Origin of the sequence: Arthrobacter sp. lap29, from assembly GCF_032458965.1 — a bacterium.
Classification (GTDB): domain Bacteria; phylum Actinomycetota; class Actinomycetes; order Actinomycetales; family Micrococcaceae; genus Specibacter; species Specibacter psychrochitiniphilus.
In genome coordinates, this window is sequence record NZ_JAUCEK010000012.1 from 1 (window position 1) to 13,543 (window position 13,543).

The 13,543-nt window shown below is 52.2% G+C and carries 13 protein-coding genes; 3 read left to right on the forward strand and 10 right to left on the reverse strand.

All coding sequences use genetic code 11. The features are described 5' to 3' along the window. The first annotated feature begins 24 nt into the window (after positions 1 to 24). Positions 25 to 501, forward strand: a complete 477-nt coding sequence (locus RY113_RS16785) for an IS30 family transposase (protein WP_315915525.1) — start codon at positions 25 to 27, stop codon at positions 499 to 501. Between the two features lie 149 nt (positions 502 to 650). Here RY113_RS16785 and RY113_RS16790 read toward each other — a convergent pair whose 3' ends face one another. From RY113_RS16790 to RY113_RS16800, 3 genes are all read right to left on the reverse strand, one after another. Further along, positions 651 to 2,135: a hypothetical protein gene (locus RY113_RS16790; protein WP_315915526.1), complete on the reverse strand. Its 1,485-nt coding sequence runs from the start codon at positions 2,133 to 2,135 to the stop codon at positions 651 to 653. A gap of 99 nt (positions 2,136 to 2,234) precedes the next feature. Then, a complete protein-coding gene (locus tag RY113_RS16795; protein WP_315915527.1) occupies positions 2,235 to 3,569 on the reverse strand; it encodes a Gfo/Idh/MocA family oxidoreductase in 1,335 nt (444 codons plus the stop codon). A gap of 345 nt (positions 3,570 to 3,914) precedes the next feature. After that, complete coding sequence (locus tag RY113_RS16800) at positions 3,915 to 4,718, reverse strand: glycosyltransferase (RefSeq protein ID WP_315915528.1); 804 nt, start codon at positions 4,716 to 4,718, stop codon at positions 3,915 to 3,917. Positions 4,719 to 5,024: 306 nt separating this feature from the next. Here RY113_RS16800 and RY113_RS16805 point away from each other — a divergent pair, with 306 nt between their 5' ends. Then, positions 5,025 to 6,044 (forward strand): IS30 family transposase, encoded by a 1,020-nt coding sequence (locus RY113_RS16805; RefSeq protein ID WP_315915530.1) that lies wholly within the window; start codon positions 5,025 to 5,027, stop codon positions 6,042 to 6,044. 122 nt (positions 6,045 to 6,166) lie between these two features. Next, a complete protein-coding gene (locus RY113_RS16810) occupies positions 6,167 to 6,559 on the forward strand; it encodes a transposase family protein (RefSeq protein ID WP_315915531.1) in 393 nt (130 codons plus the stop codon). A 189-nt stretch (positions 6,560 to 6,748) separates the two neighbouring features. Here RY113_RS16810 and RY113_RS16815 read toward each other — a convergent pair whose 3' ends face one another. The 7 genes from RY113_RS16815 to RY113_RS16845 all read right to left on the reverse strand — a co-directional run bounded on the left by RY113_RS16815 (position 6,749) and on the right by RY113_RS16845 (position 13,523). Beyond that, positions 6,749 to 7,321: a low molecular weight phosphatase family protein gene (locus RY113_RS16815; RefSeq protein ID WP_315915532.1), complete on the reverse strand. Its 573-nt coding sequence runs from the start codon at positions 7,319 to 7,321 to the stop codon at positions 6,749 to 6,751. Continuing rightward, positions 7,299 to 7,775 (reverse strand): VanZ family protein, encoded by a 477-nt coding sequence (locus tag RY113_RS16820; protein ID WP_315915533.1) that lies wholly within the window; start codon positions 7,773 to 7,775, stop codon positions 7,299 to 7,301. Before RY113_RS16820 ends, RY113_RS16815 begins: the two co-directional genes overlap by 23 nt. A 91-nt stretch (positions 7,776 to 7,866) precedes the next feature. Next, entirely contained in the window at positions 7,867 to 9,573 is a 1,707-nt protein-coding gene (locus tag RY113_RS16825) for an ATP-binding protein (protein WP_315915536.1), read from the reverse strand. Between the two features lie 93 nt (positions 9,574 to 9,666). Beyond that, positions 9,667 to 10,965: a Na+/H+ antiporter NhaA gene (nhaA, locus tag RY113_RS16830; protein ID WP_315915538.1), complete on the reverse strand. Its 1,299-nt coding sequence runs from the start codon at positions 10,963 to 10,965 to the stop codon at positions 9,667 to 9,669. 97 nt (positions 10,966 to 11,062) lie between these two features. Beyond that, positions 11,063 to 11,992 carry a UTP--glucose-1-phosphate uridylyltransferase GalU gene (galU, locus tag RY113_RS16835; RefSeq protein WP_315915540.1) on the reverse strand — a complete coding sequence of 310 codons (930 nt, stop codon included), beginning with the start codon at positions 11,990 to 11,992 and terminating at the stop codon, positions 11,063 to 11,065. 108 nt (positions 11,993 to 12,100) lie between these two features. Continuing rightward, positions 12,101 to 12,508 (reverse strand): ATP-binding protein, encoded by a 408-nt coding sequence (locus RY113_RS16840; RefSeq protein WP_315915541.1) that lies wholly within the window; start codon positions 12,506 to 12,508, stop codon positions 12,101 to 12,103. A gap of 274 nt (positions 12,509 to 12,782) precedes the next feature. Beyond that, positions 12,783 to 13,523, reverse strand: coding sequence for a hypothetical protein (locus RY113_RS16845; protein ID WP_315915542.1), 741 nt, complete (start codon positions 13,521 to 13,523; stop codon positions 12,783 to 12,785). Positions 13,524 to 13,543 lie beyond the last annotated feature (20 nt).

Consider the following 13,543-nt stretch of genomic DNA (forward strand, 5'->3'; position numbering starts at 1 on the left):
GCGCCGGCTCTCATCAATTAAATCGTGATATCAGGAGCCCTGGATCTGGTGGTCGGAAAGGGCGGCAAGAGTGCCATCGCAACCCTCGTCGAGAGGAACAGCAGATTCTTGATCATGCTGGGCCTGCCCGAAGGCAAGAAGGCCGACGGACTCGCCGATGTCCTCATCAATCGGGTCAATGACCTGCCGGCGTTGATGCGAGGCTCCCTGACGTGGGACCAGGGCACCGAGATGGCCCGCCACGCCCAACTGACACTGGCTACAGACGTGCCGGTGTACTTCGCCCACCCCCACTCTCCCTGGGAGCGACCATCGAACGAGAACACGAACGGGCTGATCCGGGAGTACCTGCCCAAGGGCATCGAGCTGACCAGTCACCAGCCCTATCTGGACTCTATTGCCGACGAACTCAACGACCGGCCCCGCGCCGTTCTGGGATTCCTGACACCAAGGGAAGTCTTCACCAAGCTACTCAACGAGGATGTTGCTAAGACGGCTTGACACCGCCGACGCCCCAACAGCGGTGAATCATCCATGACCATAATGGAGTTCACCACGAACCGCGGAGAACCAATTAACCTTGAACCACGAAGAGCCGGCTTAACACCGCAGATTCAAAATTCATTTGAAACGAGCATGGATAAGATCAACTAACGCTTTCCCGCTTTCCCGCTGCCCTGGTGTCCTGCTTCGCGTGTACCTAAAAAGTGAAACGCCACGGCCAGAATTACTCCTTGGGCAACTGTCCCCAAGAGTGAGCCTCGAATTAGGATCAAACTGTATAGGGCCAGTGCGGGTGTGGCGATGAGACTTACTCTGGCGCCACCAGAACGAACCGCAACTCTATGTAAACGATCGCCGACACCAGCCAGAATACCAAAGAGCGCTGGATACAGAGGAGCACCAATAGGACCAAAATCAACGTAGCCTTCAGCCCATAAGGGGGCACTCAGATTTTCAAAGTGAAAATTTATTGCTTGAGCAATAACCACGCCCGTCGGTTCAGCTTTATCTGGCCACACAGATCTTGGAACGGCAAAGCCTATAGCCCCCAAAAGCTGATGACCGTATGCCGGTCCATTTGTCTCATATGTTCGAATGGCGTTGGATACCTGGGCAGAAGCGTCGTAATCCAATTTCTTCGCCAGGAACTCGTAGGGCGCGACAACTTCTACATTCGCATCGGGTGTCCGAAAGTAGTCAGCATAGGGAAAAATTATCGTTAGGGTAGCGACCAAGGCTATAACGGCAAGTCTATAGCCTCTAACTGTGCGGAATATTCGCCAGCATAAGATCCAACCAATAATAACGGTACCGAACCAAAAACGAGATACTCCTATGGGATTATTTACTAGGAAGTTCAAAGCCAGAATTAGGGCCGAGGTTACCCACCATGCGGGCCTCCGACGTAATTCTGGACTCTCTTGAAGCAAGAGAGTGACCCCGAACAGGGCAATGGCAGGAGGCACTTGAATAAGAGCCACGATAATTCCCTGTAGTGCCAGAGACGAACCATTCCCTAAATCGCTCAGACCCGAAGCCGTCTCGATTCGTGACTTGAGAAAAAACTGGAAGTCGCCGAGATAAGCTAAAAGTAGTGGTGTCAAAACTATTGCTATCCAAAAAACTGTGAGCACCCGACGGCGGCTAACGAACTTCAAATTTGTCAGAAGGAGCTTAGATCCATCTCGTGTCTGCTTCTCGCGAGTCGAAATATTATATAAAAAGTGCCATCCGATCATTCCACATAAAATAAGAAATGAATTCTTCGTGTCTATTGTAGGATCGATAACCTGCGCATATGAATCGCGGCCTGAGAAAGTTTGCGCCATGCCAGCTATGCCCATCCAAACGAAGCAAAACGTCCAGAACATGGTAGCGAACCATTTGGTTTCACCCCGTGCAAGCAACAGCGCAAGCATCCAACCCGAATACAGGATTATCAAGCACCTAAGGGTCAGCTGAATGGGCTGGAGAGCGCCAGGATTGACACTATAAAAGAGTATTATGGGGAATACAATAGAAAGCAGTAAAAACATTACAAACTGTAAACCATAAGTTCTTTGGCCTATGCCCGAATGCGAAGAAGACTCTTTTAAATACCGCATCGAGGTGATTTTTTCAAATTCGGTCATGCGCTAATTTCTTTACCGGCACAGATCATTGTAGAGATCACATGCCTGTTTGAAGAATAACTCGGATTATGTTGATATATCTGCACAGGCGAAATATACCTACCTTATCGTCGGTGACATTGAAATGATTGATTGAATAAACTCAGAAGTTTTTCTATTCAATTTATATGAATGTGTTGATTTGGACTGAATCATACTTGAAAATTCGGAAAGTTCATAACGCAGTCCGTCACCCTGGAAAGGTTCAACATATACAACGTTCTTACTGGCATCCTCGCCGCGGATCTCAATTCTCGAAGTTTTCCACCATGGAGAGGGGACATAAATGTAGCCCTTTGTACCAGCGATCCGAAGATCACCTTCAGATTTGGCTCCGAGTGCAACTGTTGCGGTCGCCACGGCTCGTTCGTACTTGAGGCTAACGCGAGTCAGAGCGTCAACGGTGCTATCGGATGCCACGATTGAATCGCAAATGACTTGTGTCGGTTCTGTTCCCAAGAGTCGGGCAATTGCTAAAAGAGGGTAGCTTCCAAGTTCCGTTAGGCTTCCAGAACCGGAGTCTCCACTCGTTTCTCGGAGTCCGGGACCAGTCAACCGGGTGAAAGTTGCGTCAACTGCCATGATTTCACCGATAGTTCCTGACTGCGCCAACGAGCATAGCCTTAGGAAACCAGGGGAAAAAGCTGTCTTTATTCCTTCCAAGAGGACGAGTCCGCTTATATCTGCCATGGAATACAGTTGGGAAGTTTCTTCGCAACTTAGTGTTAGGGGTTTTTCGCACAGAACGTGACGACCGGCAGCTAGGGCCCTTCGAGCATAATCATAGTGTGATTCGTGAGGCGTCGCGATATACACCGCGTCAATTTGGTCGAGAAGATCATCATAAGTTTTAGTAGCTAAACCCAAACTGTGTGTTTGCCGAAATTTCGAGGCCGTTTCGTAGCGTCGAGAAAAAACATGTTCCACGCTTACGCTTGACACAAATTTGGCTTCCTGAACGAAACGATTCGCGATACGTCCAGTTCCGACTATACCGATTCGCACTATTCCTGACTTGACAGCTCTACTCTCTGTGCTTGATACTCCTGCTGTCCGCTCCAGATATTGAACTTTACAGAGCTGGTTCAAATAGTCGAAATGTCCAGTCCAGTCTGAGCCGATAGCGAAAAGATCTATAGAATAGCGTTGAATATCGTCAACCTTTTGACCTTCGTACTCCTCGACAATTATCTTGTCAGCAAGACCAGTTTTCCTTACATTCTCGATTCGCTCCGCCAGTGAATCATGGACACTTAATTTCCCGCGTCGTTCATCGTATCTTTCGGACGTCACTCCAACAATTAAGTAATTACCCGCATTTCGAGCTCGCTCTAGCAGTCGTATGTGCCCGTCGTGTAGTAAATCAAAGGTTCCGTAAGTTATAACTCGACTCATGGGTATTACTTTCCGATTAGAGGATGAGACATATTTAAATTTAGAGTGGCTGTGCCTTTAGCTCGATAAGGATATGCCGGTGATACTGTTAGTGCAAGAAATTGCATACGCTAAAATCGAAATGTTACTTTGACCAGAAATTGTCGCGTTAGTCAGAATTTATTGTTTTTTGCATGCCATTGTAGACCAGCATATCGCAGTGGGAGATCGATACTTGACCAACTTATGATGATCGTCCTATCGGGTGAGCAGTCGGTGGATATACCTATCGAATATTGTATTTGATGAGCAATGGGTAAGATACTTTTAACCATTGGCACGATCACTTTGGGAGAATATTTTATATCAGTCTATTTTTTGTATACTCGAGATCCCAAGTAGGCGAGGATACCTTGAATAAAACTTAATTAGTGATGGAATTTCGAGTTTCCAAGCTCGCCAGGATAAGTTTTTTGTCTCTCGAGCCCATCCATGAACCCATTGGGCATCGCCAAGAACGATCGACCTGCCGTTAATTTTGGTATTACGAAGTCCCAAATCCGAATCTTCATAGTAGACAAAAAATCTCTCATCCCATGGTCCAAGCAGATCAAGCCGTTCGCGAGATCCTGCCACAACTGCTCCCATGAGCCATTCTACGGACTTAGTCTCCCCTGGTAAGGCAAATTTCAAATATGTTCCATTTAATTTAGGAGACAATCTTCGATTTCGAATTTTGTTAACAAGAGACGGATAACCGCGTCCGTTAGGCTGCAGGGAACCATCTTCGTTTATCAATTGAGGGGAAACAAGATCGTTTGGATTTGCATCAATGTGATTTTTAAGTAATACTAAATCTTCGGGTTTTACTGATATATCCGGATTCACGAAGGAGACATATGCGGTTGTAGCATAAGTGAATCCGATGTTGTTTGCTGCACCAAATCCTACGTTTTCAGACAATCGGATTACTTTAGCGCCCATTTTTTCTGCTATATCTGCAGATTTATCTTTTGATGCATTGTCCACAACGACCCAGTGATATAGGTCATTGTGTGTGTGATTTTCCCAGAATGTATTGAGCATCTTCTCACTGTTGTAAGTAACAGTTATTAATGTCCATTTAGGTGATTCGTGGAGCATATTATTTGCTGAGGGATACGTGCTCATTTAATATGTATAGCCTATTTTCTGAGTTTTTGGTTTCTTTGATCCGTTGATTGTAAATCTCTACTGATTTTTGTGGCTTCCAGTGTTTTTGTTCGAATATTGTATTTTCAGTACCACACTTCTTGTTGTCCGGTGGCGTCGGACTCCAGTCTGCCATTTTACGTAGAATTCTAACAGACATGTTTTTGTGGCGGAAATTCGGGTGATGCTTAAGTGGGTTTTTATGGCGTGAGGTCTATCGGCGGTGTCATACCCTCGAAGCAACAAGTTGGTTGATTAGATGAGTTGCTGGTGGGGCGTAGGCGATTGTCGTTTTCGGATCGGGCGGACATCGCCGTAGGCATCCTTGCTGGCAAGTCTGATCGTCAGATCGGTGCGGATCTTGGCCGTGACCACACGATCATTTGGCGGGAACGCCACAGGAACTCGACGAAGACCCGCGGCTACCGGCCCGTGAGTGCCGACTGTGCTGCTGAGCGCCGGCGCGGACGTCCGCAGGCACGGAAAATCGATACAGATGTGGTCCTTGCCGCCCGGGTGAAGGCTGATCTAGCTAGGTCCAGGACGCCGCGGCAGATCGCCGGCCGTTTGCGTTTAGAAGCCACAGACGCCAGCGTTGAGACCATGACGAAATCACCCGACGCCGAAGGCCGCACCGTGTCCCACGAGGCGATCTACAGGTGGATCTACGCGCTGCCCAAGGGCGAGCTTGCCAAGTCCGGAATCCTACTCCAATCCAAACGCACCAAGCGTAGATCAGTGAAGCCATTGGGTGAACGCACAGGTGGCCGGATCATTGGCACGGTCAGCATCGACGACCGTCCCGAAGAAGCAGCAGATCGCCGTGTTCCCGGCGCGTGGGAAGGGGATCTCGTCGTCGGCAAGGGAGGCAAGAGTGCCATCGCAACCCTGGTCGAGAGACACAGCAGATTCTTGATCATGCTGGGCCTGCCCGAAGGTAAGAAGGCCGACGGACTCGCCGATGTGCTCATCGATCGGGTCAAAGACCTGCCGGCCCTGATGCGAGGTTCCTTGATCTGGGATCAGGGCACCGAGATGGCCCGCCACGCACAACTCACGCTGGCTACGGACCTGCCGGTGCACTTCGCCCACCCCCATTCACCGTGGGAGCGACCGTCGAATGAGAACACGAATGGGCTGATCAGGGAGTACCTCCCCAAGGGCAACGAACTGACCAGCCACCAGCCCTATCTAGACTCCATCGCTGATGAGCTCAACGACCGCCCCCGGGCCGTCTTGGGATTCCTTACACCACGGGAGGTATTCACCAAGCTACTCAACGACAATGTTGCTAAGACGGCTTGATACCGCCATCTGCTCTCCGTGGTTCGTGGTGAATTTTGGTTTCGTGTCCTTGAACAAAGGTGGCTCGTAGGCCTGTTGTGATGGATGTTCTGACGCATTCATCTTTGACAGGACTACGAGCCTTGAACGAGCTTACTTTGGCGCACCCTGATGCTGCCACCACGATCTTCAACCTCAAGGATTACCGGGTTCTTGAGACTCAGATCCTTGATTATGGGAAACGCCGCGTTCATGTTGAAAGTACCGTCGAGTCAGGCTGCCCCGGGTGCGGGGTGATCGGTACTCGGTGCCAGTCCAGACGCTGGCAGCGAGTCCGGGACATCCCCGTCGCTGGCCCGGTCGAGGTACTCTGGCGCCAGCGCCGCTACTTTTGCGGTGAATCCGTGTGCGAACGAAAAACCTTTTCTGAGGCCACTGCCCAGGTTCCAGCCAGGGCTCGCTCTGCCCGCCGGCTCCATGGCGAACTCGTTGATGCGGTGGTCTCTTCCGGGCGGGCAGCGACAGAAAATGCTTAGGCATTCTAGCCATTCTGTCGATAGAAAACGGCATAAAACCTGGGTCGATTCAATGTTGAACCCTCACCGAAACCAGCCACAAGATTAGCGGCCACAATGTCAAACCCACATGCCAAAATCAGAACAATCAGGCAGCTCGTAAGCCCTGATCCACCCACCCAGTTGCCATCCGAACTGATTCAAAACTTACTAATGTGAATTCTCCCATGTGGTAATTTGTTGCACTGCTGGCACTAGTTGCCGTCGCATTTGTTCAAAGACGTAGTCGCCGCGGCGGTAAGGGTCAACCACGTCGTCATCGTCAGCTGATGCTCTGTGGAGGGTGCGGACGCGCATGGCCAAAGGAATGGCCAACTCCCAGCGTTCCGCAGGGTGGACACCGCGAGCCCCGTCAATGTGGGGGAGGACCCGTGCCAGTTCACGCAACGTGAAGGTCCTTTTTAGTAAACCTGGGTGCATCTCCACGATGCGACTGCGGTGCTCACGCGTTAGAGCCAGAACCAGATCCTGTTGATCTAGAATGTTGCGGGTGAGCTGCCTGGCTGAGAAGCCATCTGAGGATGCTCCAGATGCCCTGACAAAACCTTGGATGTGCGCCTCCATGGCGGATCCCACCATGGCTGCAGTGCCGGCACTTTCTACGGCGAAGACACCGGGGGATAACAGGTCAAGTTCACTTTGCAGCAACCGCTCAGCCATGGGCGAACGGCAAATATTTCCCGTACAAACGGTTAAAATCCTAAAAGGGGGCACAATGCTCATGACTCTTACCGTACAGCTCAACTTGCTCTTCCCTGGAAACGTGCTTTGTATGAGCCAGGTGGTAGGTTACAGCACCGATGCAAGCACCCGCAGTGTTCGCCACAATATCCAGTACGGAAGCGAAACGGTCAGCGAGGAAAATCAACTGGCCCAACTCTATGAAGCAGGAAATAGCAGCTCCGAGCACTGCGCCAAGCCACGCCCTCTTAGTCCAACCCGAGGCAATGATCCCCATGGGGACAAACATCACGATATTCGCGGTGAACTCGATGGTGTTGTAGCCAATGAACGTGGGAACGCCGTGGCTGTGTATCCACACCATAAGGCTGTGTAAGGTTCCGGCGGCCGGACGGTCAACCGGTGTGGGCCAAAAGACTATGAGAACCAGCGCTACAAGGTAGGCGCCAACAAGGTAAAGCGATATGCGGTGGAGAGTCTGATGTTTGGCGTTCACAACATAACGGTACGCCACGTTGAGGTGCGCCAACGGCAATTGGCTGGCAATCTCATTGCCTCGGGAATGTCAGTAGAGGTCAATTGCTGCCTTAACTTTCAGAAAGTACAGCAGTGAGATCAAGTGCTGTGGTGGCCGGACCTGTGACGACACAGCCCGGGAGTACGAAGGTTATGGATGTACCCAGCCCTCGCTCGCTGCGGAGCTCAATGGTCCCGCCGTGTTTGGAGATGATGGCCTTAGAGATCATCAGGCCCAGCCCGATTCCGGGGATGGAGCGCTGCATTGCAGATTTTGCGCGGAAGAATTTGGTGAAGGCCTCAGCTTGGTCAGCACTATTCATACCGATTCCTGTGTCCTTCACCTCGCACCAGAGATCCGAGCCCTGCGCCCACGCGCGGACGGTGACGGTGCCACCATCGGGAGAGTACTTGACTGCATTGGAGACCAGATTATCCAATACCTGGCCCACCCGAAGAGCATCGACGAACGCTTCCAAAGGAGCTTGAACTTGGGTTGAGAGTGCCACCTTGTTGGCGTCAGCGACCGGGGCTGCCGTTCCTAAGCTGTCAGCCACCAGCTGTGCCACATCAACGCGGGCAACGTTCAGAGTTACCGAATCGGTGCTGAGTAGGTCCTCCACCAAGGAATTCAGGCGATCCACATTCCGAGCGGCAATGGTCAAATACTTTTCAACATGTGGCGGTAACTCGGCAGGCTCTTCCAATGCCATGTCCAGATAACCCTGAATAGAAGTCAGTGGTGTCCGGAATTCATGCGAAACGTTGGATACAAAATCATTTTTGGCTCCTAGCGCTGACATCATGTCCGTAATGTCGTGGAAAGCGATAACAGCGCCATCGAATTTTCCCTGCTCATCCACCATGACGCGCGAAGCGGTGGAAACCGCACGTGCCGTTTCGCCGCTGCCCAGCCATAACTGGTAGTTGGTGAATTCCTCTGCATGAATGGCCCGGAGGACAGGACGTTCCTCGGTAGGCACAGGGGTGATGCCATCCTGGTTGAAGACAAGCAGTTCCTTTTCCTCCGGATCCGCAATTCCTTCAGGTAGGGCGTGGCTGTGCAGAACGCTTTGCGTAGCGTTCATGAGTACGTCATGGCCACCGGAATCTACCACCACCACGCCCACGGCCACAGTGTCCAGAATTGTGCTCAGAAGCCGTTCACGCTGCTGACTAGCCGCTAGAGCATCCCGTAACTGGCGGTCCTTGGCTTGTAACGTTTTCCTTTGCACGTTCATGGTGTTGGTCACAGCCGCCACCGTGGTGGCAAAGGCGAAAACCACCAGTGGGAAAAGCAGCGGCTTGACAAGCTGCTCGAATGTGAGCGCGCCTGATTGGGTAAAAATTGGCACCCACACGATGAGCAAGGCACCCACCACACTCACGGAAACTGCCGTACGTTTGGCCATGCCCGAGGCCGCCAGCCAAAAGACAGGGAAAAAGATCAGCAGTCCCACCGCAGTGAGGAATTGGTAATTTCCTCCACGGAACAGCCCAATAGCAACAAAATCGAGGTAGGGAATCACCAGGAATGACCCACGGGGGAGACGATCCCAGGGGACGAAAATTGCCGCCAGTAAAAGAAGCACATGCATCGCTAATGAAGTGACAAATAATGTCTCGCGAAAAGACTGCGGATAGAACGCGAGTGCAAGAATGACAGCCACAACCATCAACAGTGACAACGGCAACTGGGTGAGGAAGACCCTTTTACGCAAGCCCTGCAGACGGTAAAAGTGACTAGTAGTAATGCTTTTCGACTCAGACGGTGTCATGATTACTTTCATCCTTGAACGGTGGCGCACAACAGGCCAGCATATACCTCGCCAATTTGGTTAATATACACGGGCCACTCACGCGAACGCGTTTTACCTCTGATAGACGTCCGGTGTTCCGTCACCATCGTCGTCACGACTCTCTAATTCGGCAATAGTGCGGTAATGGCTATTCCTCAACCTGAGAACCACCGAAGCCAGAAGAGCGGCAATCACAGATCCAGCCAGGATGGCCACTTTCGCGTGATCGTAATGTGGGGCGTCATCACCGAAGCTAAGCTCGCTAATCAGCAGGGAAACGGTGAATCCCACCCCTGCCAAAAGTGCCAGACCGGCAACATCCACCCAAGCTAGTCCGTCATCGAGTTCTGCCTTAGTTGTTTTGGTGACCAGCCACGTGGAACCAAAGACGCCGATGAACTTGCCCACCACCAGGGCCAATACGATGCCAATGGCTACGGTGTCAGAGAGAGAGTTTTTCAGCCCACTCAAGCCACCCACGACCACGCCTGCTGAGAAGAAAGCGAAGAGTGGTACGGCAAATCCGGATGAAATGGGACGCATGACATGTTCAAAATGTTCGGCCATCCCGGGACCCGCATCCGGTCCACCCATCTTCTTGCTGCGAATCACGGGCACGGCGAAGCCTAGAAGTACACCTGCCACTGTGGCGTGGACACCGGAGGCATGGACCAACCCCCACGTTGCGGCAGCGAGTGGGATGAGCAAATACCAGGAGCGGATGCGCTTTTGAACTAGCCACGTGAAGACCAACAAAGGCAGGACGGCCAAGGCGAGGTATTGGAAGTGCATCTCCCCGGGGTAAAACACAGCGATGATGGCAATGGCGATCAGATCATCCACCACGGCCAGTGTTAGCAGGAACGTCCGCAGTGCACTGGGAAGGTGTGTACTGATGACAGCAAGAACGGCTAGAGCGAAAGCGATATCCGTGGCGGTGGGGATGGCCCATCCTTTGAGGATTTCGGGACCAGCGGAGATGTTTACTGCCACAAAGATCAAAGCAGGGACAATGACGCCACCAAAAGCAGCGGCAATGGGTACCACGGCCTTGGCAGGACTACGCAAGTCCCCTGCCACGAACTCCCGCTTGAGTTCCAGGCCTGCAACAAAGAAGAAGATTGCCAGCAGGCCGTCTGCGGCCCAAGTGCCCAGACTGAGATTCAGATGAAGGGATTCAGGTCCAATCTGGAAATCGCGCAAAGCGAAGTAGCCCTCGGACCACGGGGAATTCGCCCAGATCAGGGCCAAAACTGTTGCTGCCAGGAGTAGGGCCCCACCTACAGTTTCGGAGCGTAAAATTTCGCTGACACGCAGCGATTCGGCATAAGTGCCTCGGGTGAAAATACGGCGTTCGGAGTTTTGGGCCATGGGCCTGTGCCTTCTAACTTGGGGCAATCTTGTAAAGAACAATTGGGTTCGACAATTACATTGCCGACCAGACTTCCCGGCGCACCTGAGGATCAGTTTAGCGGGTGGAGACCATTCTGGACGATTCCGCAGGGAGTTCGGCGGTGAATTCGCCCAACCATTCGCGTAGATCCTCGCCCAGATCTTCGCTTTCGCAGGCCAGCGTTACAACAGCTTTCAAGTAGCTGAGCTTATCTCCCGTGTCATAGCGGCGGCCGCGGAACACCACACCGTAGACCCCGCCGCCTTCGCCCTCCATAGTTGCCAGGGTTTGGAGTGCGTCGGTCAGCTGAATTTCATTGCCGCGTCCGGGTGCCGTGTGTTCAAGGACTTCAAATACTGCCGGGTGCAGCACATAGCGGCCAATGACGGCCAGGTTGGACGGGGCTTCCTCTCTAGAGGGCTTCTCCACCAGATGGTTGACCCGAACATAGTTCTCCCCCTCGATCACTGTCATATCGGCACAGCCATAGGAAGAAATCTTCTCCGCAGGAACTTCAATCAACGCCACCACGGAGCCGCCGGTACGTTCCTGAACTTCGATCATGGTGGTCAGCAGTTCATCGCGCTCATCGATCAAGTCATCACCGAGCAGAACCGCAAACGGCTCATTGCCCACGTGAGTCTTGGCGCGCAACACTGCGTGCCCCAGACCCTTCGGGTCACCCTGGCGGACATAGTGAATTTCGCCGAGGTCGGTGGCATGCTGGACCGCCGCGAGACGTTCGCGATCGCCCTTTTCCTCCAGCAGCTGCTCGGTGACCGGAACCCGGTCAAAGTGGTCTTCCAAGGCGCGCTTGTTGCGCCCTGTAATCATCAAAACATCGGTCAGTCCGGCGTTGACAGCTTCCTGAACCACGTATTGAATGGCAGGCTTGTCAACAACAGGCAACATTTCCTTAGGCATGGCCTTGGTCGCGGGCAGGAATCGGGTCCCCAAACCAGCTGCTGGAATAACGGCTTTGGATACGCGCGGTAAAAGTGTCATTTCATGATCTTAACTGAGGATTTCCCGGGAAGTAGCTCCATGAAGCCCGGTTGACATGCGGTGGCGCAGTTCAGAGGGCAAGATCACTTGTTAGCCGGTGTTGCCGGACTAGGTGACGGTGCTGGACATCTCTGCACCTATGACACAGGCAGGAATGCGGAAACTCATGGTGGTGCCCTCTCCTTGGTGGATGGTAAAGGACAGGGAACCACCATGAGTTTCAATGATGGTTTTGGAGATCATCAAGCCTAAACCAATACCCGGAATTTTGCGGTCAACGGCACTTCGCGCTCTGAAGAATTTCACAAAGACCCCTTCTTGCTCGGAAGCGCTCATGCCGATCCCTTGATCGCTGACCTCGCAGCGCAAATCGTTACCATCCGCCCATACGCGCAATGACAGCGCCCCGCCGTGGGGCGAATATTTCACAGCATTCGAAATGAGGTTATCCAACACCTGGCCGATGCGCACGGCGTCAACGCCAATCATCAATGGCTCTTGAGGATCGAAGTTCACAGCGACCCCATTTTTCTTACATGCGGGAGCGGCGTTGGCTAAGCTTTCGGCACAGAGCTGGACCATGTCAGTAGGAGCGCGATCCACCGTCGTGGTTGTGGTGGACAAGAGATCTGATACTAGGCCACTGAGGCGTTCAGCGGTCCTATCTGTACTTGTCAGATAGTTTTCAACTTCTTTTGGATGCTATCCGGGTGATTCCATGGCGAGCGCTAAATACGACTTGATGGCGGTTAGCGGCGTTTGAAACTTATGGGAAACATTGGGAACTAAATCATTTTTTGGCGCACAAGGCGTTGACGATGTCAGTGACATCGTGGAAGGCGATGACAGCTCCATCAAACTCATGTTGGTCACTGACGGTATCCACAATAGTTTCCATGAGACGTTGGCGGGCATGACTTTCAGCTAAGGACGTTCGCTGTAGTTTGTCCTTGCCTCTCAAAGCTGCACGCTGTCCATCCGTGCCGGAGGTCTTTATCGCCACTGCAAGGGAGAAAATAAGCATCATGAAGGGGAAAGCTGCGGCCTGACCGGATCCTAGGCTGTGAGCGCCGTCACGAAACAGTGAAACGGCCAGAAGATCCAGATAGGGGATGACCAACAATGATGCCGGGTGCAATTTTTCCACGGAACTACAAAGCACGCCAAGAACAGCAGAGCGCTCAGCGACCAGCCGATCTGAAGCGATGGCTCCATCAACACAGCCAGGTCTAGAACCGCGATCAGGGTCTAGGGTCTGATCAAGGTTATGGTGACAAAGAATGGCAGCTGGGAAAGGATCACCCGCGTTCGGATAGAACGCAGATAAAGATGCCGGCCAATGAACTGATTGGGAGAGTTTACAGACAAGACAACTTCTAGGATTGCTGCTGATCGGGCAGACAATGCGTTGACCATCGCGGCGGTTAGTGTGATGTAACCCAAAAATGATCAAAGGACATGGTGATAACCCGTGGTCACCGCTAACGATGATGCCATACTGGATGTATGCAAAGGGTTGGGGCCCTGCCATAAACGCATCCGAAAGTTATT

What these genes read in the sequence shown, in the direction of transcription:
- RY113_RS16815 (WP_315915532.1), bottom strand. Translation starts at nt 7,321, where the DNA reads ATGAGCATTGTGCCCCCTTTTAGGATTTTAACCGTTTGTACGGGAAAT.
- RY113_RS16790 (WP_315915526.1), bottom strand. Translation starts at nt 2,135, where the DNA reads ATGACCGAATTTGAAAAAATCACCTCGATGCGGTATTTAAAAGAGTCT.
- RY113_RS16845 (WP_315915542.1), bottom strand. Translation starts at nt 13,523, where the DNA reads ATGGCAGGGCCCCAACCCTTTGCATACATCCAGTATGGCATCATCGTT.
- RY113_RS16800 (WP_315915528.1), bottom strand. Translation starts at nt 4,718, where the DNA reads ATGAGCACGTATCCCTCAGCAAATAATATGCTCCACGAATCACCTAAA.
- RY113_RS16795 (WP_315915527.1), bottom strand. Translation starts at nt 3,569, where the DNA reads ATGAGTCGAGTTATAACTTACGGAACCTTTGATTTACTACACGACGGG.
- galU (WP_315915540.1), bottom strand. Translation starts at nt 11,992, where the DNA reads ATGACACTTTTACCGCGCGTATCCAAAGCCGTTATTCCAGCAGCTGGT.
- RY113_RS16825 (WP_315915536.1), bottom strand. Translation starts at nt 9,573, where the DNA reads ATGACACCGTCTGAGTCGAAAAGCATTACTACTAGTCACTTTTACCGT.
- nhaA (WP_315915538.1), bottom strand. Translation starts at nt 10,965, where the DNA reads ATGGCCCAAAACTCCGAACGCCGTATTTTCACCCGAGGCACTTATGCC.